An 18,527-nucleotide genomic window follows, 5' to 3' on the forward strand; every position below is an offset into this window, starting at 1 on the left:
TTGAATATTAATCCGAATCCCTCACATTTCCCTGTGGAATGTGTATGATTCAACGCATGATCATTTCGCGTGTACTAGTCATTCTTATTCCGCACCGGCGCTTGCCGTAGCGGACTGCTTGCCTAGTCAGTCGCGAACTCAAGCGCCCTCGACAGCCACACGGCTTGGTCGGGGGCTTTTGTTTTAGATCTGATTCGATATTTGCTGTTAATTGAAACACTAAGGAGCTCGACATCGTGGTTGCTTCACACAAGCCCCCGACGAATGCATCGACGCAGCCTGGTGATGAGCGCACCGCGCCGCTGATCACCGGTGCCGACGCTGTCGTTCGCAGTCTTGAGGAGCTAGGTACCGAGATTGTCTTTGGCCTCCCCGGTGGCGCGGTGCTTCCTCTCTACGACGCACTGTTTGCAGCGAAGAAGCTGCGGCACGTGCTGGTTCGACATGAGCAAGGTGCAGGCCATGCTGCCGAAGGGTACGCGGTGGCATCCGGAAAGGTCGGTGTGTGCATCGCCACTTCCGGGCCGGGGGCCACAAACCTTGTCACACCGATCGGTGACGCTTATCTGGACTCTGTGCCGATGGTCGCCATCACCGGCCAGGTAGGTTCGTCAATGATCGGAACCGACGCGTTCCAAGAGGCGGACATTCGTGGCATCACTATGCCGATTACGAAACACAACATCATGGTCACGGACGTCAACGAGATCCCGAGTGTGATTGCAACTGCATTCCACATCGCATCTAGTGGCCGTCCGGGTCCGGTGCTCGTGGACATCCCGAAGGATGTTCAGGCACAGCTCATGGAGTTCTCGTGGCCGCCGAAACTGCTCGAGACTGGGTATGTTCCCGCTGACGAGCCGCTCAGCGAACAGGTAATGAAGGCTGCGGAGCGAATCTCGCAGGCGAAGCGGCCGGTGTTGTATATCGGTGGTGGCGTCGTCAAGTCTGCTGCGAACAAGGAGCTGCTTGAGCTTGTCGAGGCCACTGGCATCCCAGTGGTGACTACCTTGATGGCGTTGGGCGCATTCCCGCAGGACCATCCGTGCTACATGGGCATGCCTGGCATGCACGGCACCGTGCCGGCGGTCGGTGCCCTGCAGGAAGCGGATCTCCTGATCGCAATCGGAACCAGGTTTGATGACCGCGTGACCGGTGACGTTGACACCTTCGCGCCTCACGCAGACACGATTCACGCTGACATCGACCCGGCGGAGATCGGGAAGATTCGTCCAGTTGATGTGCCGATCGTCGGTGATGCGAAGAAGGTGCTTGCTCAGCTCACTGCAGCGTTTACAGGCTCGCCGAATACTCCGGCGCCGAAGATAGACGCCTGGATGGAGCGGCTTCAGGATCTCCAGGAGCGGTTCCCGCGTGGGTACGACAAGCAAGACGATGGGAAGCTTTCTCCGCAGTTTGTGATCGAGATGCTGTCGAAGACCGTCGGAAAGGATGCGATTTACGCGTCCGGCGTTGGCCAGCACCAGATGTGGTCAGCGCAGTTCCTGGACTTCGATAAACCTCGTCACTGGTTGAGCTCCGGCGGCGCCGGCACCATGGGGTATGCGGTGCCAGCCGCTATGGGTGCGAAGGCTGCGATGCCCGATAAAGAGGTATGGGCCGTCGACGGTGATGGTTGTTTCCAGATGACGAACCAGGAGATCACCACCGCGGCGATGGAGGGCTTGCCAATCAAGGTCTGCCTGATTAACAACGGCAACCTCGGCATGGTCCGCCAGTGGCAAACGTTGTTCTATGAAGGCAACTACTCGCACACCAAGCTCGGTGGGGAAGAGGCATACGTCCCTGACTTTGTGAAGCTCTCTGAGGCACTCGGGGCGCAGGCTGTTCGCGTCACGAAGGAAGAGGACGTCGTCCCCGCGATTGAGTGGGCGCGCGGTATCAATGATCGGCCGGTCGTAGTTGAGTTCATCGTCGGCGAGGACGCACAGGTTTGGCCGATGGTCGCTGCGGGCGCTTCGAACTCAGACATGCAGTACGCGCTCGGGATGCGGCCGTTCTTCGACATGGAGGAATCCGCCGCGGAAACCCCAGAAGCAATTCACGAAGTGTTGACGACACTCGAAGATGAAACAGAGGGAGCGAAATAAGATGGCACCAGTGCAAACAATCACTCGGCATAGGCTGTCGGTGCTTGTGCAGGATGTTGATGGCATCATTACGCGCGTATCCGCTCTGTTTACGCGCCGTGGCTACAACATGGTCTCGCTTGTGTCGGCAAGCACTGAGACCGAAGGCATCAACCGGCTGACCATCGTGGTCGATGCGAGCGAGTACTCCGTTGGGCAGATCCAGAAGCAGCTCAACAAGCTCGTCCAGGTTATTAAAGTCCAGAGGCTTGACGACGACGCCACCGTCGCCCGATCGATGATGCTGGTCAAGGTGAGCGCGGACAACAGTAACAGGCCGCAGGTCGTGGATGCCGCGAACATCTTCCGCGCACGTGTCGTCGACGTCTCGCCCGAGTCCCTCGTGATTGAAGCAACGGGCACGCCCGCAAAGCTGCGGGCGTTGCTTGAAGTACTCGAGCCCTTCGGAATTCGCGAGCTTGCGAGTTCCGGTGATGTCGCGCTTTCGCGCGGCGCCGAAACAATGGCATCGCAATCCTAAGCGCGACGCTATTAACTCCGATATATTTCTCCATACGCATACAGAAAGGTGAGCCGACTCATGGCTATTGAAGTTTTTTATGACCAGGATGCAGACCTGTCCATCATCCAGGGAAAGAAAGTTGCAGTAATCGGCTATGGATCGCAGGGCCACGCGCACGCGCAGAACTTGCGTGAATCCGGCGTCGATGTTGTGATCGGCCTGCGTGAGGGCTCGAAGAGCGCGGAAAAGGCCAAGGAGGCTGGCTTCGAAGTCAAGAGCAACGCTGATGCTTCCGCATGGGCGGACGTCATCATGTTGCTGGCACCGGATACTTCCCAGGCAGAAATCTTCCGCAACGATATTGAGCCAAACCTGAAGGCTGGCGACGCCCTGTTCTTCGGTCACGGCCTGAACATCCACTTCAACCTGATTGAACCAGCGGACGACATCATCGTGGGCATGGTTGCGCCGAAGGGCCCGGGCCACTTGGTGCGTCGTACGTTTACTGAGGGCAAGGGCGTGCCGTGCCTGATTGCTGTCGAGCAGGACCCAGAGGGCAATGGCCGCGACCTGGCACTCTCGTACGCTGCAGCAATCGGTGGTGCTCGTGCCGGTGTCATCCCGACGACCTTCGAAGCTGAAACCGTCACCGACCTGTTCGGAGAGCAGGCCGTTCTGTGCGGTGGCCTGGAGGATCTCATCATGACGGGCTTCGATGTCCTCGTCGAGGCTGGTTACGAGCCAGAAATGGCGTACTTCGAGTGCCTGCACGAGATGAAGCTGATCGTAGATCTGATCTACGAAGGCGGCATGGCGAACATGAACTACTCCATCTCCGATACCGCAGAGTTCGGTGGCTACCTGTCTGGTCCGCGCCTCATCGACGAGGGCGTTAAGGACCGCATGCGTGACGTGCTGCGTGATATCCAGGATGGCACCTTTACCAAGCGCCTCGTTGAGAACGTGAAGAACGGTAACAAGGAGCTGGAGGACCTGCGCGCCAAGGTCTCCTCGCACCCGATTGAGAAGACCGGCAAGGAACTGCGCTCGATGATGAGCTGGGTGCAGAACCCGCTGAATGAGACCGCCTAGGCTTTCTCATAACGTAAAAACTGGGAGCGACCCAACAGAAGGGCCGCTCCCAGTTTTGTTTGTGCTTTGCGCTATTGCGCTGGTGCCGTCTCGGATTCGGGTGCGTCGCTAAGGACTTCGTCGAGATTCACTGTGGTAGTGACCTCTTCCGGCACTGTCGGTTCGGAAGCGTCAGTGTTCGTCTCGGTAGCAGGCTCAACCGTTTCCGTGGTGTCTTCTGTCATCGTGGTGGTGATATCGACGGTTTCAGTTGCCGTCACGCTGGGCTGGTTGTTGTTGAATTCTTCTTCACTTTGGCCGCCGGCGAACAGGGACCACAGTAGCCATGCGAGAAGGAGGAAGACGAGGATGCCAAGGAGCCACTTCCACCAACCGCCGTTCTGCGGAGTTGGCTCGGATGGAGCGGGAAGGTGGCGTCGCTCCTCTGGTATCTCGAGTGGGGGGTTGTTTGGGGTTTCGTGTGGTTGCTGAGTCACGTGTTTCCTTTCTTTTTGGTCCAGGCTAGCAAAAATCGTTCTGATTGCTTCCGAAGTTGCCCGCTTTACTGATATTCAAAGGTGGATTAGAATCACGGCATGTCGCATAGCCAGGACCACGCTCACACTCACGACCACGATCACGTCGGCGACGCGCCACTGCGTGCCCTGCTGATCGCGCTGGGAGTCACCAGCGTGGTCTTTTTCGCAGAATTGATCGGTGGCTGGCTCACCGGTTCGATGGCGCTGATGGCCGATGCCATGCACATGCTGTCGGACGCTGCTGGACTGATCATTGCGGTGATCGCCGTGGTGATAGGGAAGCGGGCAGCCTCGATGAAGGCCACGTATGGATATCGGCGCGTTGAAGTACTGGCCGCGGCGACCAACGCGCTGACGGTGCTTGTGATTTCTGTCTGGATCGTGGTGCAGGCCATTCGTCGAATCTCTGCACCTACTGAGATTGACACGGCACCGATGATGGTGATCGCCCTCATTGGCTTGGTCGCAAACGCGGTATCTGCGTGGGTGCTGCATAGCCAAAGGGAAAACTCCGTCAACGTTGAGGGCGCGTTTTTGCACGTACTTGTGGACATGCTCGGTTCGGTTGCGGTGCTCGTCGCCGGTGCGGTGATTGCTTTTACTGGCAGCCAGCTGCCGGACGTTATCGCTTCCTTCTTGATCGCGGCGTTGGTGTTGCCACGGGCGTGGTCGCTGCTCCGTCACTCCCTCCAGGTGCTACTGGAGCAGGTCCCTCCGGGATTCGATGTTGAGAGCGTCGAACCGGCCCTGCGAGCAATTGCCGGTGTGGTGGATATCCATGACTTGCACCTGTGGTCGCTCGATGGGGTGTCCGTATTGGCGACGGTTCACGTGGTTAAGCACCCTGGTGAGCAAGGAGCCCGTGTTCTCGACGACGCCCAAGAAGTATTGCGTGAGCTGGGGATTGAGCATTCCACGATCCAGGTGGAGCTGCCCGAACACCGCGGCCACGAGAATGTTTGTTGATTCTGTTCTAAAGTATGACTTATGGGTTTTACTACGCCAAGCTATTCACTCAAGGATCTCTTCGCGCGGGCTGAGCGCGGAGAGCTGCAGCTACCCGATTTTCAGCGCGAGTATATCTGGGATGTTGACCGCATTCGCACCCTGGTTACCTCAGTCTTGCGCGGCTATCCAATCGGCTCGTTCCTCGCGTTGGATACACGCGGGACACCGATGCGATTTCGCCCGCGCCCGCTCGAAGGGCTCGAGCCGAGCGTCAAGGAACCGCAACCGGGGCTGTTGCTTCTCGACGGCCAGCAGCGCCTCACTTCGCTGTACCACGCATTTAAGGGCGACGGCATCGTCCCGACCGTAGACTTCCTTGGTCGACGCATTCACCGCCAGTTCTTTGTGGATGTGCGGACGGCCGTCTCTGCCGATCCAATGCCGGTTGAAGCAGTCTTCGCTGTTGACGAAGAAGGCCAGATCCGTTCGCACTTTGGACCGGATATTCCGGAGGGCATCCGGAACCGGGAGGACATGCTGAAGCACGGTGTCGTGCCGGTGTCGCTGTTGCTCTGGAAAGAGGGCAATGACCTGCTTTTAGACATGGCGGCGGATGCCGAGGATCATGAAATGCGCGACGCGGTCAAGCTCTTCCTGAACGAAGTCATGCGCTGGATGCCGGCCTACGATGTTCCAGTGATCCGCATTGACCGGTAGACCTCGCAGATTGGCGTTGGCCAAATCTTCGCCCACGCAAACTCGGCGGGTGTCCAGATGGATGTTTTCGAGTTGCTGACGGCCATGTTTGCTACGCAAGATCCTGACTTTTTGCTTGCTGAGCATTGGCGGGGCGTCGAAAAGCAGTTGCGCGAGTACCCAGCTTTGGATGACATTGGGCGCATTGAATTCCTCCGCGCGATGTCACTTTTGCTGACGAGTCGGCATGGACACGCTGTTGGACACCGCGGCGACATCTTGAACCTTTCCCTCGATGACTACCGCCAGCATGCGCAAGAAATGGCGGATGCGTTTAAGGCGGCGGCTGAGTTTATGGCTGAGCGTTGTATTCTCAGCGTGGATCAGGTCCCGTACACCTCGCAGATTGTGCCACTGGCTACGATTTTGGCGCGTTTGGCAGAGCATCCGCAGTGGGACCGTAGCCAGGAGTCGAAGGACCGTCTCAACCGCTGGTACTGGTCGGGGGTGTTTGGAGAGCTCTACGGTGCGCACGCACCGACGATCCGTGCGGGCCTCGACGTTACCGAGGTCACCCCGTGGGTGCTGCAAGAGACTGACGCGACGCCACGTACAGTGTCCGACGCCACGTTCTCGGAGTCTCGTTTGCTTACGGCGACGGAGGAAAGCGGTGTCTACCGCGGACTGTACGCACTGCTGATGGCACGCGGCGCGCTCGACTGGAGGACAGGAAAGCCGTTCAACCGGGAGACGTTTGCGGAGCTGCAGCCGTACTTCAACACTGTGTTCCCTCCTGCGTTTTGTGACGACATTGGCGCTGACCCAGTCGTTGCGCAGTCGGTGCTCAACCGCACCCCGATGGGCAAGCGCACGGATGTGCTGATTGAGGACAATCAGCCGAAGCGCTACATTCCGCGCCTGCAGTCGAAGTCGCTCATGGACGACGACGAGTTTGATGAAGTCCTCGAAGGCCATGAGATGACGCCAATTTTCTTGCTGAACTCTCAGTGGACGGAGTTCTTGGCGGATCGTCGCGAACGTTTCGTCGGGATTGTCGAGTATGCGCTTGATAAGGCCGTGATCCGCGATATTGATGGCCCACTTGAGTCAGAGGTTGATTTCTCCGAAGAGCCCGAGCCAGAAGTAGAACCTGCACCAGCTGCTGAAGAGCCTGAGTTTGAGGCGCCAGAAGTTGAGCAGGAAGAGCCGGAAGGCGAAGAGGATTAAGCAGGTTGGGATACGGCAGCGTTGCCTCGCATTGTTGTGCGTGGCAACGCTGCTTGTTGCTTGCTCGCCAGAGCAACAATTAGGCCCGCTGGGAGAGGCGAGGAAAGTCAACCAGTCGCGCCATGTATCAGCGATGTTTGAGCAGCATCCTGTCGTGTTAGCAGACCGGACGGGGCTTGCATCGTTGCAGTATTTCTTCCGTGCTTCCGAGACGCTAGTGGTGTCGGATCCTTCAGTAGAAGCACAGCTGCGAGCTGCCTCAATCGCCGTTGTTGCCCACGCCCCGATGTTGGTCTACGACCCGAACCGACACAACGAGATTCTGCAAGAAACCGAGCGTTTACATACCTATACGGTGCTTACGGTTGGTGATGTGCCACTGGCGCAAACCACTGGACGGATGCGTGTGTACCGCGACCCGGGTGGGCGGGGAGCTTTAGGCCCGATGACGTCGCTGATGTTTGAGGAACGATTGATATCCTCACCCGAGTCTGCTGCGCAGGAAGTGGCGAAGTTGCGCTCGCGTGAGCCGACCTGGCTGAGAGCCGCGTGGGCGGACCCTGCCGTGATGAAGGGGGCGCAGGCAAGACCATTCCCGATTCTCTCCCGCAGGGATGCCGATATGGCTCCGTTGGTTGTGGCGACGGCGAATACTTCGATTGCCGCGATCGCGAATGCGCGCAGCTTTGGGGCGAAGGTTGTCTTCGTGGACGAGCCGGACCCGAGAGCATCCTTTGAAACACTATTTGCTCTTGCAGGGTTAGCGGACGGCCCGCTCGTTGCACTTGGAACCGATTTCGGGACCAGCGACGAGCTATCGCGCAGGATTTCGCAAGCGGAAGAAAAGTATCAGGCTAACCGCAGGACAACCGGTAACTGACCTATTAAGGTGTTCGGGGTATCCACTCTGTTTGATTCTCAGGAGACCCCATTCTTATGTCGAAACCTGTTGTCCTCATCGCCGATAAACTTTCCCAGTCAACCGTTGACGCACTTGGCGACGCGGTGGAAGTCCAGTGGGTAGATGGCCCAAACCGTGAGGCGCTGCTCGCGGCAGTCCCCGCCGCGGACGCGCTGCTTGTTCGCTCAGCAACGACGGTCGATCGTGAGGTGATCGAAGCAGGTGCAAACCTTAAGATTATCGGCCGTGCTGGTGTCGGTCTTGACAACGTTGATATTCCGGCGGCAACCGAGCACGGTGTGATGGTTGCTAACGCCCCGACCTCGAATATTCACTCAGCCTGTGAGCACGCAATCGCATTGCTGCTTTCTACCGCTCGCCAGATTCCGGCAGCTGATTCCACGCTGCGTAATGGTGAGTGGAAGCGCTCGGCGTTTAAAGGCACCGAGATCTTCGGCAAGACCGTAGGCATTGTCGGCTTCGGGCACATTGGCCAGCTGTTCGCGCACCGTCTGTCTGCGTTCGAAACCACGATCGTCGCATACGACCCTTACGCGAACCCTGCGCGTGCAGCGCAGATGGGTGTCGAGCTCGTCGAGCTCGAGGAGCTGATGGCTCGTGCAGATTTTGTGACGATCCACTTGCCGAAGACGAAAGAAACTGCAGGCATGTTCAATGCGGAGCTGCTTTCGAAGGCCAAGCCGGGACAGATCATTATCAATGCGGCCCGCGGTGGCCTCGTTGATGAGCAGGCGCTTGCCGACGCCATCAAGTCTGGCCACATTCGTGGTGCAGGTTTCGACGTGTATGCAACCGAGCCGTGCACGGATTCGCCGCTGTTTGAACTCGAAGAGGTCGTCGTAACGCCGCACCTTGGCGCATCTACGGCTGAGGCGCAGGACCGCGCGGGTACTGACGTTGCGGATTCTGTGTTGAAGGCACTGGCCGGCGAGTTCGTCGCTGATGCTGTCAACGTTGCTGGTGGCAACGCGGGCGAGGAGGTAGCTCGTTGGCTCGACTTGTCGCGCAAGCTTGGGCTGCTTGCAGGCAAGCTACTGGAAGAGGCTCCGGTATCGCTGAAGGTGACGGCTCGCGGTGAGCTGTCCACGGAGGAAGTCAACCTGTTGGGCCTGTCTGCTGTGCGCGGTCTGTTCTCGGGCATCGTCGATGAGCCTGTGACGTTTGTGAACGCACCTGCTATCGCTGAGGCCCGCGGATTGAGCTATACGGTCGAGACAGAGACTGAAGCACTGACGCACCGCAGCGCGCTCGAGGTCCAGGCCGTTGGGGCAGAAGGGCAGACCGCTACGGTGACTGGCGCGCTGACGAGCCTGGAGGGCGTCGAGAAGATCGTTCGCATCAATGGTCGCGGTGTAGACATGCGTGCGGAAGGCCGCAACTTGTTCTTCCGCTACACCGATGTCCCTGGAGCGCTCGGAAAGGTGGGTTCGCAGCTTGGTGCGCACGATATCAATATCGATGCTGCCGCGCTGACTCGCACCACGAAGGGCGACGGTGCGGTGCTTATCCTGCGCGTGGATAAGGAAGTTCCAGAGCAGCTCGAGGAGCAGATCGCGCAGTCTATCGACGCCACTTCGATCCAGCTCGATTTGGATTCCTAAAGGCGGTTCCCTCACGGGCGGACAGTGTTACACTAAACGCACTGTCCGTCTGGTGAGAAAGGAATCCCAAAAATGAAGGTTGCTGTTATTGGTGGGGACGGCATCGGCCCTGAAGTGATGGCAGAGGGGCTCAAAGTTCTGAATGCTGTTCGCTCGGACGTAGAGACCACGGATTTTGACCTTGGCGCGCGTCGATACCTGCGTAACGGCGAGCTACTCACCGACGGTGACCTCGAGGCGCTGTGTGAACATGACGCAATCCTGCTCGGCGCAGTCGGGGACCCGCGAAAGGTTCCCGCTGGTGTGCTTGAGCGCGGACTCCTGTTGCCACTGCGCTTCAAGCTGGATCACTATGTCAACCTGCGCCCGTCGCGCTTGTACAAGAGTGTGACCTCGCCGCTGGCACGGCCGGGTGACATTGACTTTGTAGTTGTCCGCGAGGGAACCGAGGGGCTCTATGCCGGCAATGGTGGCACGCTGCGCGAAGGTACCGAGCATGAGGTTGCCTCCGAAGTTTCTCAAAACACCTATTACGGTGTTGAGCGCGTCGTGCGCTACGCCTTTGAACTTGCTCAGCAGCGCCGCAAGAAGTTGACTCTTGTGCACAAAACGAACGTCCTGGTCAACGCTGGTGGTTTGTGGCAGCGAGTCTTCGACGAGGTCGCGCAGGAGTTCCCAGAGGTGACCACGAACTACCACCACATCGACGCGGCGACTATTTACATGGTCAGCGACCCTTCGCAGTACGACGTCATTGTGACGGATAACCTGTTCGGCGATATTTTGACTGACTTGGCCGGCGCAGTTGCAGGTGGTGTGGGCCTTGCGTGCTCGGGCAATATCAACGCGGCAAAGGTCACGCCTTCGATGTTTGAGCCAGTCCACGGTTCTGCACCGGATATTGCAGGTCAGGGGATCGCCGACCCGTGCGCGATGATTCTCTCCGTCGCGATGATGCTGCGCTTCCTCGGCGATGAAGACAATGCCCAGAAAATTGAAGCGGCCGTGGAAAAGGAAGTGACGGGCCGCGAAGGGGCTGACATTGTGACGACTGAGGTTGGCGACCGGATTGCTGCCGCGCTGAGGTAACCACGTAGGGTTGAGGCCAGATTCAAACAGGACCTCCGTGTAGGAAAGGCGGGAGACATTGAAGATGGCTTCGACCCGGCATCGTGTTGGCAGCGTCATCGTTGCGCTCGGTGTCGCAACGGCAAGCTTGAGTGCGTGCGCAACTGGCGACGCCGAAAAAGGAGCGCAGGGCGCGCAAGCCTTGGAGATGTCCGGTGCCGAGGTTATTCAAGACCCAGACGGGACCGGCGCGGAAGTTTCGAAGCGGTTGTATCCAGCGTCGGACGCTGTGGTTGTCGCGGGTAAGGAGCGGGAGTCGCAACTGCTTGGTGCGGCAATCGCCCTGGAACGTGGCATCCCTTTGTTAGTGCGTTGGCCAGGTACAGACGAGGCCGTTGATGCAGAGATTCAACGACTAGGCGCCACCGAAGTCATCACGCCATCAGAGGAAGCGGGCGTGGAGCCGCTGCAAAGCGACAACCCTGAGCGTGATATCGCCACAGTTGCGGCTACGCAGCCACAGCAACCTGGGGCACTCACACTGCCACCGGTCCTGGTGACGGAGGAGACGTCGCTTGGAGCCGCCGTGTCCGCGCGTGCAGCAGGTGCGGAACTCGAAGTCTTGCAGTTCCCGGATCCACGTGTCACCTCAGACGCTATGCGCACAGTGTTGGAGCAAGACACGCTCGCCCTTGGACTGCAATGGGGCAACACCGAAATGTACCGGGACAAGATCACGCTCGCGACCCACGGTGAATTACCTGGAGGTGGCGGTCTTGTCTTTCCCGGACGGCGCATGATTGCGCTGTACGGGCACCCGTCGGGCCCAGCACTCGGCGTTATGGGGGAGCAGCCTCCGGCTGAAGCGGCGCAGCTAGCAACATCGTATGCGCAACAGTACCAACCGTTGGACGGGCAGCCGGTGATCCCTGCGTTCGAGATTATTGTCACGGTGGCTTCGCAATCTCCCGGCCCTGACGGCGACTACTCCAACGAGACAGCGATCGAGGACCTCGTACCGTACATCGATGCGATCACTGAGGCTGGTGGCTACGCAGTGCTCGACCTCCAACCCGGTCAGGGTGATTTCCTTCACCAGGCCCGACTCTACGAAGAGCTCCTGCTTCGGCCGAACGTGGGGTTGGCACTCGATGCCGAGTGGAAGCTGAATCCCGGCGAGCAGCCATTGTCCCGTATCGGGTCGGCAACTTCGGGCGAGATTAATGCTGTTGCTGATTGGCTTGCGGCCCTCGTTCGAGAGCACAAACTGCCACAAAAGATGCTCATCCTGCACCAGTTCAGGCTGGACATGTACCCGGATCGTGAAAATATCCGCACTGACCAGCCAGAATTGGCGTGGGTGCTCCATGCGGACGGCCACGGCGTGCCGGAGCAGAAGTTTGATACCTGGAACGTCCTGCGTCAAGGTTTGAGTCCTGATTACTTCATGGCGTGGAAGAACTTTATCGACGAGGACACCCCAACCTTTAGCCCGGAGCAGACATACAACGACGTCCAACCTCGGCCGTGGTTCGTGAGCTACCAATAAAGTGCGAGCAGCCTTCGGGGTTGTATGCTCGTCCCTATGCGTTTTGGACGAATTGCTACACCCGAAGGCATGACCTTCGCTGTCATTGATGAAGCGGCGACGACCGCGCGTGCTATTGCTGGTACGCCATTCACCGACCCTGAGTTCACCGGCAAAGAGTGGAAGCTTGAAGAGGTGAGGCTGCTTGCACCGACGTTGCCGTCGAAAATTGTGGCAGTCGGCCGCAACTACGCGGACCACGTCAAGGAAGTCTTTCAACAGACCGCGGATGATTTACCGCCGACGATTTTCATCAAACCGCCGACAGCAGTTGTCGGTCCCGGCGCGCCAATTCGCATCCCCAAGTTCGCTACCCGCGTTGAGTTCGAGGGAGAGCTTGCACTCGTCATCGGCGTGCCGTGTAAGAACGTGAAAGCGGACCAGTGGAAGTCGGTAGTGCGTGGTGTCACCATTATTAACGACGTCAGCTCGCGTGATCTCCAGTTCTCCGATGGGCAGTGGGCACGCGCGAAGGGCATGGATACCTTCGCTCCGCTAGGGCCATGGATTGAGACAGATCTTGAGCGCTTCAATTTTGATTCGCTGCCGATCAAGGCGCACCTCACACATGAGGGGGAGACTGCGACAAAGCAGGATTCCAACTCGGACCAGATGATTAAGTCGATCGGCGAAATCGTCGAGTGGGTCAGCGAGTCATTCACGTTGCTTCCGGGCGATGTCATCGCAACTGGCTCACCTGCGGGGACCGCGGAAATGGTCCCGGGCGACGTGATTGAGATTGAGATCCCAGGTATCGGCTCGCTGACTAACCCGGTGGCGCGCGCCTAGTTGGGGCTAAAGGCCGAGCGCACGCATGATGGTGCGCAGTTTGGCTGTGGTCTCGTCGAGCTCATCTTGCGGGACGGAATCTGCGACGAGCCCGCCGCCAGCCCAGGCGCGAGCCTGAGTGCCCGCGGCGTTGACCTCCGCGCAGCGGATCGCAACCATGTATTCGCCATCGCCGTTCTTGTCGGTATAGCCGACGGTGCCAGCATAGAACCCTCGGTCGGTCTCTGCGGTGGTGATGAGCGCCTCCGCCGCGGCTTGCGGGGTACCGCAAACAGCTGGGGTGGGGTAGAGGCGAAGCGCAAGGTCGAGCGCTGTTGGCGCAGGGTCTTTCAGAACGCCGCGGATTGGGGTGGCAAGATGCCACATTTCTGAAGTCTTATCCAGTTGTGGTCCGTCTGGAATGTCGAGTTGGGAACACAGTGGCGCCAGAATCTCGCGGATGTGCTCGACCACGTACGCGTGCTCGTCGCGATCCTTGGCGGAAGCAAAGAGTGCCTGACCATTCGCCTCATCAGCCGCAGGGTCGTGTGGGACACGGGCAGCTGATCCTGCTAGCGGATACGAACTCACGATATTGCCTTTGCGGCGCACCAAAACCTCAGGTGATGAGCCCACGAAGAAGTGGCCGACACGCCCGCTCGGTGTGAGGTCCGCGATGAACCCGTCGCGGGTATAAGAAAGGTCAATCAGGCGCGCGGCGACCAGGCGAGGATCGACGGGTGGATCGAATGCGATGTCCACTGCACGAGCAAGGACCACCTTGTCCAACATGGACCCCTGGATCGTGGAGACCGCTGCTTCAACCCGGCGCAGGTGTTCTTCCGGGGTGGGATCGACGTCGATAAGCGACGCGTGCAGCTTTGAGCCTGGGCCGACTCGATAGTAAAGATGAGGCTCGAGCGTGCCAGATTCCTGGACTATGGATTCGGGCACTGTCAGCGCCGCGGGCGTGTCTTTATCGAATGGGAGAGCGCCTACCACCATCTCGACGTCGCCGGACTCGAGGGCGTCGATAGCTTTCCATGCGTCTGAGAACGTTTGATTGGTACCTTGCGTGCGCACTGAACCGGTGCTTCGGGAAAGCAGGAAGTCGGGCGCAGTGGTGGGGCGGGCTGAACACATGTGGTCATATTTTACTAGGCGCAGTCCCGTAGCCCGTACTAAGGGCCTGCCATATGCGCCTTGATGGGGCAGGGGCGCTACGATAAAGCACATGAATAAACCAGCAAAGATGCGTGTCCGATTTTGTCCGTCTCCAACAGGTACGCCCCATGTCGGTATGGTACGTACGGCCTTGTTCAACTGGGCACAGGCACGACACAGTGGCGGCACGCTGATTTTCCGCATTGAAGATACCGACGCCGCACGTGACTCGGAAGAGTCCTACCAGGCAATCATCGACTCCTTGAAGTGGCTGGGCCTGGATTGGGATGAAGGCGTTTTGGTAGGCGGCCCACACGAGCCTTACCGCCAGTCGCAGCGAATGGATATCTACAAGGAAGTCCTGGACAAGCTGATCGAAGCCGGGGAGGTCTACCCGGCGTACTCCACGAACGAGGAGGTTCAGGCGCGGCACAAGGCGGCAGGGCGGGACCCCCAGCTTGGCTACGACAACTTCGACCGCGACCTGACCGAAGAACAGATCGCTGCATACGAGGCTGAAGGCCGCAAGCCAGTTTGGCGTCTGCGCATGCCGGACAAGGACTGGACCTGGAACGACTTGGTGCGTGGCGAAGTGACGTTCAAGTCGCAGACGCAGCCAGACTACGTTGTTGCACGTTCGAACGGTGCGCCGCTGTACACGCTGGTCAACCCAGTTGATGACGCGCTGATGCAGGTCACGCACGTCTTGCGTGGTGAAGACTTGCTTTCCTCGACTCCGCGCCAGCTTGCTCTGTATGAGGCGCTCCAGCGTATCGGCGTCGCTGAGTTCACTCCTGAGTTTGCGCATCTGCCGTTCGTGATGGGGCAGGGCAATAAGAAGCTTTCCAAGCGCGATCCGGAATCGAACCTGTTTAATCACCGCGACAACGGCATCATCCCGGAGGGCATGATCAATTACCTCGCGCTGCTGGGCTGGTCGCTGTCTTCTGATGAAGACATCTTCAGCGTTGATCAGCTTGTCGAGGCGTTCGATGTTTCTGATGTGCTTGGTAACCCTGCGCGCTTCGACCAGAAGAAGCTGGAGGCGATCAACGCTGACCACATCCGCTTGCTTGAGCCAAAGGACTTCGAACAGCGCCTGCGTGATTACCTGACCGAGTTCACCGACTTCCCAGCCGACTACCCGGCTGACAAGTTCGCACTCGCCGCCGAGTTGGTTCAGACCCGTATCAAGGTCCTGTCAGATGCGTATGGACTGCTGAAGTTCCTTGTTACTCCGGATGCAGATCTTGTCCTCAACGAGAAAGCGGCGAAGAAGAACCTCAAGGACACTGCTGTTCAGCCTCTCGACGCCGGCATTGCGGCACTCGACGCCATTGCTGAAGATGACTGGACTACTGAGTCCATTGAGAAGGCTCTGCACACCGCGCTGATCGAAGAACTGGAGTTGAAGCCACGCGTTGCGTTCGGTGCGCTCCGTGTTGGAATCTCCGGGGAGCAGGTTTCTCCACCACTCTTCGAGTCGATGGAGCTGCTGGGTAAGCAGTCCACGATGGCGCGCTTGCGCGCTGCGCGTGAGGTTACTCCGTACACTGCGCCGGAGGCTTAACGGGCCTAACGGGACTAACGAGCATTGGCGAAGTTGAAGAGGTATCGCATGGTTTGCGATACCTCTTTTTCTATTATGACCAGGCGATTTGTGTCGTATTGGGCTTTATGGTTATAGTAGTCATCGTTGTTCAGAGCGAGCAAGGCAAAACGAAAGAAACAGTTTAGTCTTGTGAGTGAAGAAAAACAATGGCCTATGGTGTAATTGGCAACACAACGGTTTCTGGTACCGTCATTCTTGGTTCGAGTCCAGGTAGGCCAGCTACAGAACTTTGGTTCTGTGTCCTAATGCCCCGTTCGTCTAGCGGCCTAGGACGTCGCCCTCTCACGGCGGTAACACGGGTTCAAATCCCGTACGGGGTACAAGTAACAGCCAGTGCGTTGCACTGGCTGTTTTGCTTTGTTTACCTTGGTCGGTCCGTCAGTATGGTTGGTACAGTTTCCCTATGCCGATCCCTGTACGAAAACGCTGTGTCCTAGCAGTCTCGGTGGTAGTACTGCTTGCCCAGGCGCAGGTACCGCCAGCTGAAGCGGAGGCCAGTTCAGCCCAGAACAATCCGCTGTCGTCGATCTTCACAGGCGAGCCTTCGCGGTCAGGGTCGAGCGTGCTTGATGCCGCAAGCGTGGTGTTGGCGGTTCTCAGCCTGAGTTCCGCAGTGCCATTGCTCGCCATCCCCGCAGCGGTGTTGGTTGCGTTAGGCAGGGGAGAGCTGGGGTCATCGATGTACCAGCTGTATCCGGGAAGCTCCACTGGTTCGTCGAGAGGAGATGCATCAGCAACGTTTCCAGCGCATGAAGCGCCGCCCGCTGAGCTGCGGTCTATGCGCCAAGTTGAAGGGGACTTGTGGGAACTCACGGTGTGGTCGCCGTCGATGCAGCGAGAGGTGACGAATGATGTGCTGCTGCCGCGTGGCACCGCGCCTCGACCAACGTTTTACCTCATGATGGGGGCAGACGGCGCTGCGGGCGGCTACAGCTGGGCGAATTCCTCGGACTATCAAGCGTTCTTCGCTGGCAAGCTCGTCAATGTGGTGACACCGAAGGGGTCAGTGTCTTCAATGCAGGCCGACTGGTATCGAGAGGACCCGGCTACAGGTACGAACAAGTGGCTCACCTACATGACTCGTGAGTTACCGCCACTTATCGACGCCCAGTTCCACGGCAACGGGCACGACGCCATCGCCGGCATCTCGATGTCTGGTGGCCCTGCGCTGGACATCGCCGCGAATGCTCCGGATCGGTTCGTGGCGGCCGCATCCTACTCGGGCTGCCCGGCGACCACCGGCGTGCTCGGCAGTATCTACACATCGTCAGGGGTGACAATGAACAAGGGGAACCCGGTCAACATGTGGGGGACATCGTCGAACAGGGCGTGGTGGCGGCACTCGCCAATTCTTAACCTGGAGCGACTACGCGGGACCACGCTATGGCTGGGGGCTGCACAGGGCGTGCCCGGCGCGATTGACGAGGAGGCATCGTCAAAGAGGCTCGGAGCGCCCATGGTAATCGAAGCAACTTCGTATGCATGCTCGAAGTACTTCGCTGAGACAGCACAGCAGCAAGGGCTCAACGTGACGTGGCATGAAATCGTTGAGGGAACCCATACGTGGGGAGTGTTTGAGCATATGCTGCGAGCGTCATGGCCAACCATCGAGGGCGCGTTGCGGGAAAGCGGCGCGTGGCCTGCAGATTTGGAGAGTTCATAGGGCGACGTTTATTGTTAACGAGTCGCAAAAAGCGAGCGCGCCCCGTTCGTCTAGCGGCCTAGGACGTCGCCCTCTCACGGCGGTAACACGGGTTCAAATCCCGTACGGGGTACAAATGGCAGTCAGTGCAAGCACTGGCTGCTTTTTCTTTTTCGGTACCTCAAAGGCATGCAGTTTACACGCTATGGGATTCACGTATCATCGGAGGCCAAACTCAAAGATGAAAGGAACGTGAACATAGAATGAGAAAAACACAGTATGCTGTGCTCGCCGCTATGAGCGCCAGCGTTTTAGCGCTGACAGGCTGCTCTGAAGCCGGGACGGATGCGCCGTCGACTTCAACTGAGGCGGCTGCCACGAGTGAGGTCCATTGGGGGTACGAAGGAGACGGTGCTCCAGAGCACTGGGGCGACCTTTCGACCGAATTCGAGGTCTGTGGAAATGGCAAGGAGCAAAGCCCAATCAACTTGAGTGACGCTACCCCTGAAGACTTGGCAGACATAGAGTTTGCATATGCTGCCAGCACGGGTGAAGTTCTGAATAACGGACACACGTTGCAGTACACGCCGTCGACAACGCAGAAGGTAACTCTCGACGGTGAAGATCTGGAGCTCGCGCAGCTGCACATGCACACTCCTGCAGAGCACGAGTTCGACGGTAAGCAGCTTCCTGGCGAGATCCACTTTGTACACAAGAATGCGGCAGGTGACATTACAGTCCTCGGAATTCTGCTTGAGGAAGGTGCACCGAACGAGCTAGTGCAGTATCTGCTTGATAATGCGCCAGAGAACGTGGATACCTCACATATCTCTCAGGAGGAGATCAACATCGCGGATGCTCTTCCAGCATCACATGAGTACATCACGTATGGAGGCTCTTTGACGACGCCACCTTGCTCTGAAAACGTTCGCTGGATCGTAATGACGCAGCCGGTAACTGCCTCAGCTGAGCAACTGCAAGCATTCGAATCGCTGATCGGCCAGAATGCTCGTCCTGTTCAGGACCAAAATGGCCGTGAGCTCACGTTGGACGCCACGAGCTAACAAA

The 18,527-nt window shown here is 58.4% G+C and carries 14 protein-coding genes, 3 tRNA genes and 1 pseudogene; 16 read left to right on the forward strand and 2 right to left on the reverse strand.

Going from position 1 to position 18,527, the window contains the following annotated elements; translation table 11 throughout:
• Window positions 1-236 precede the first annotated feature (236 nt).
• From QP802_RS06785 to ilvC, 3 genes are read left to right on the forward strand one after another with little or no spacing between them, the layout of a single operon-like run.
• Window positions 237-2,111: an acetolactate synthase large subunit gene (locus QP802_RS06785; protein WP_256001102.1), complete on the forward strand. Its 1,875-nt coding sequence runs from the start codon at window positions 237-239 to the stop codon at window positions 2,109-2,111.
• A gap of 1 nt (window position 2,112) precedes the next feature.
• Window positions 2,113-2,631: an acetolactate synthase small subunit gene (gene ilvN / locus QP802_RS06790; protein WP_070362578.1), complete on the forward strand. Its 519-nt coding sequence runs from the start codon at window positions 2,113-2,115 to the stop codon at window positions 2,629-2,631.
• Window positions 2,632-2,691: 60 nt separating this feature from the next.
• Window positions 2,692-3,705, forward strand: a complete 1,014-nt coding sequence (gene ilvC, locus QP802_RS06795) for a ketol-acid reductoisomerase (protein WP_070362577.1) — start codon at window positions 2,692-2,694, stop codon at window positions 3,703-3,705.
• 71 nt (window positions 3,706-3,776) lie between these two features.
• Here ilvC and QP802_RS06800 read toward each other — a convergent pair whose 3' ends face one another.
• Window positions 3,777-4,181: a hypothetical protein gene (locus tag QP802_RS06800; RefSeq protein WP_070362576.1), complete on the reverse strand. Its 405-nt coding sequence runs from the start codon at window positions 4,179-4,181 to the stop codon at window positions 3,777-3,779.
• 99 nt (window positions 4,182-4,280) lie between these two features.
• On the opposite strand from QP802_RS06800, the gene QP802_RS06805 reads away from it, so the two are divergent.
• The 7 genes and pseudogenes from QP802_RS06805 (at window position 4,281) to QP802_RS06835 (ending at window position 13,062) form a co-directional block, all read left to right on the forward strand.
• On the forward strand, window positions 4,281-5,189 hold the full coding sequence (locus QP802_RS06805) for a cation diffusion facilitator family transporter (protein ID WP_070362575.1): 909 nt from the start codon (window positions 4,281-4,283) through the stop codon (window positions 5,187-5,189).
• A 21-nt stretch (window positions 5,190-5,210) separates the two neighbouring features.
• Window positions 5,211-7,094, forward strand: a pseudogene (locus QP802_RS11190) (GmrSD restriction endonuclease domain-containing protein).
• 40 nt (window positions 7,095-7,134) lie between these two features.
• Window positions 7,135-7,974 (forward strand): hypothetical protein, encoded by an 840-nt coding sequence (locus QP802_RS06815; protein ID WP_240492716.1) that lies wholly within the window; start codon window positions 7,135-7,137, stop codon window positions 7,972-7,974.
• Between the two features lie 56 nt (window positions 7,975-8,030).
• Window positions 8,031-9,617 (forward strand): phosphoglycerate dehydrogenase, encoded by a 1,587-nt coding sequence (gene serA, locus QP802_RS06820; protein ID WP_070362573.1) that lies wholly within the window; start codon window positions 8,031-8,033, stop codon window positions 9,615-9,617.
• A 72-nt stretch (window positions 9,618-9,689) separates the two neighbouring features.
• A complete protein-coding gene (locus QP802_RS06825; protein ID WP_256008511.1) occupies window positions 9,690-10,706 on the forward strand; it encodes a 3-isopropylmalate dehydrogenase in 1,017 nt (338 codons plus the stop codon).
• Window positions 10,707-10,770: 64 nt separating this feature from the next.
• The gene (locus tag QP802_RS06830) at window positions 10,771-12,234 is read left to right on the forward strand and encodes a cell wall-binding repeat-containing protein (protein WP_284817989.1); all 1,464 of its coding nucleotides are present in this window, start codon (window positions 10,771-10,773) and stop codon (window positions 12,232-12,234) included.
• 36 nt (window positions 12,235-12,270) lie between these two features.
• Complete coding sequence (locus QP802_RS06835) at window positions 12,271-13,062, forward strand: fumarylacetoacetate hydrolase family protein (RefSeq protein ID WP_083329507.1); 792 nt, start codon at window positions 12,271-12,273, stop codon at window positions 13,060-13,062.
• Between the two features lie 6 nt (window positions 13,063-13,068).
• Here the strand turns inward: QP802_RS06835 and QP802_RS06840 are convergent, their stop codons facing one another.
• Complete coding sequence (locus tag QP802_RS06840; protein ID WP_284817991.1) at window positions 13,069-14,184, reverse strand: isochorismate synthase; 1,116 nt, start codon at window positions 14,182-14,184, stop codon at window positions 13,069-13,071.
• A 91-nt stretch (window positions 14,185-14,275) separates the two neighbouring features.
• On the opposite strand from QP802_RS06840, the gene gltX reads away from it, so the two are divergent.
• From gltX to QP802_RS06870, 6 genes are all read left to right on the forward strand, one after another.
• On the forward strand, window positions 14,276-15,775 hold the full coding sequence (gene gltX / locus QP802_RS06845) for a glutamate--tRNA ligase (RefSeq protein WP_070976385.1): 1,500 nt from the start codon (window positions 14,276-14,278) through the stop codon (window positions 15,773-15,775).
• Between the two features lie 189 nt (window positions 15,776-15,964).
• Window positions 15,965-16,036, forward strand: a tRNA-Gln gene (locus QP802_RS06850).
• Window positions 16,037-16,064: 28 nt separating this feature from the next.
• Window positions 16,065-16,137: transfer RNA gene (locus tag QP802_RS06855), tRNA-Glu, on the forward strand.
• Between the two features lie 83 nt (window positions 16,138-16,220).
• On the forward strand, window positions 16,221-17,480 hold the full coding sequence (locus QP802_RS06860) for an alpha/beta hydrolase (protein WP_284817993.1): 1,260 nt from the start codon (window positions 16,221-16,223) through the stop codon (window positions 17,478-17,480).
• A 39-nt stretch (window positions 17,481-17,519) separates the two neighbouring features.
• Window positions 17,520-17,592 (forward strand) — tRNA-Glu (locus QP802_RS06865).
• A gap of 130 nt (window positions 17,593-17,722) precedes the next feature.
• Entirely contained in the window at window positions 17,723-18,523 is an 801-nt protein-coding gene (locus tag QP802_RS06870) for a carbonic anhydrase (protein WP_070976389.1), read from the forward strand.
• Window positions 18,524-18,527: the final 4 nt, after the last annotated feature.

This window comes from Corynebacterium sp. UMB10119B, assembly GCF_030228125.1.
In the GTDB taxonomy this organism is placed as follows: Bacteria; Actinomycetota; Actinomycetes; order Mycobacteriales; family Mycobacteriaceae; genus Corynebacterium; species Corynebacterium pseudogenitalium.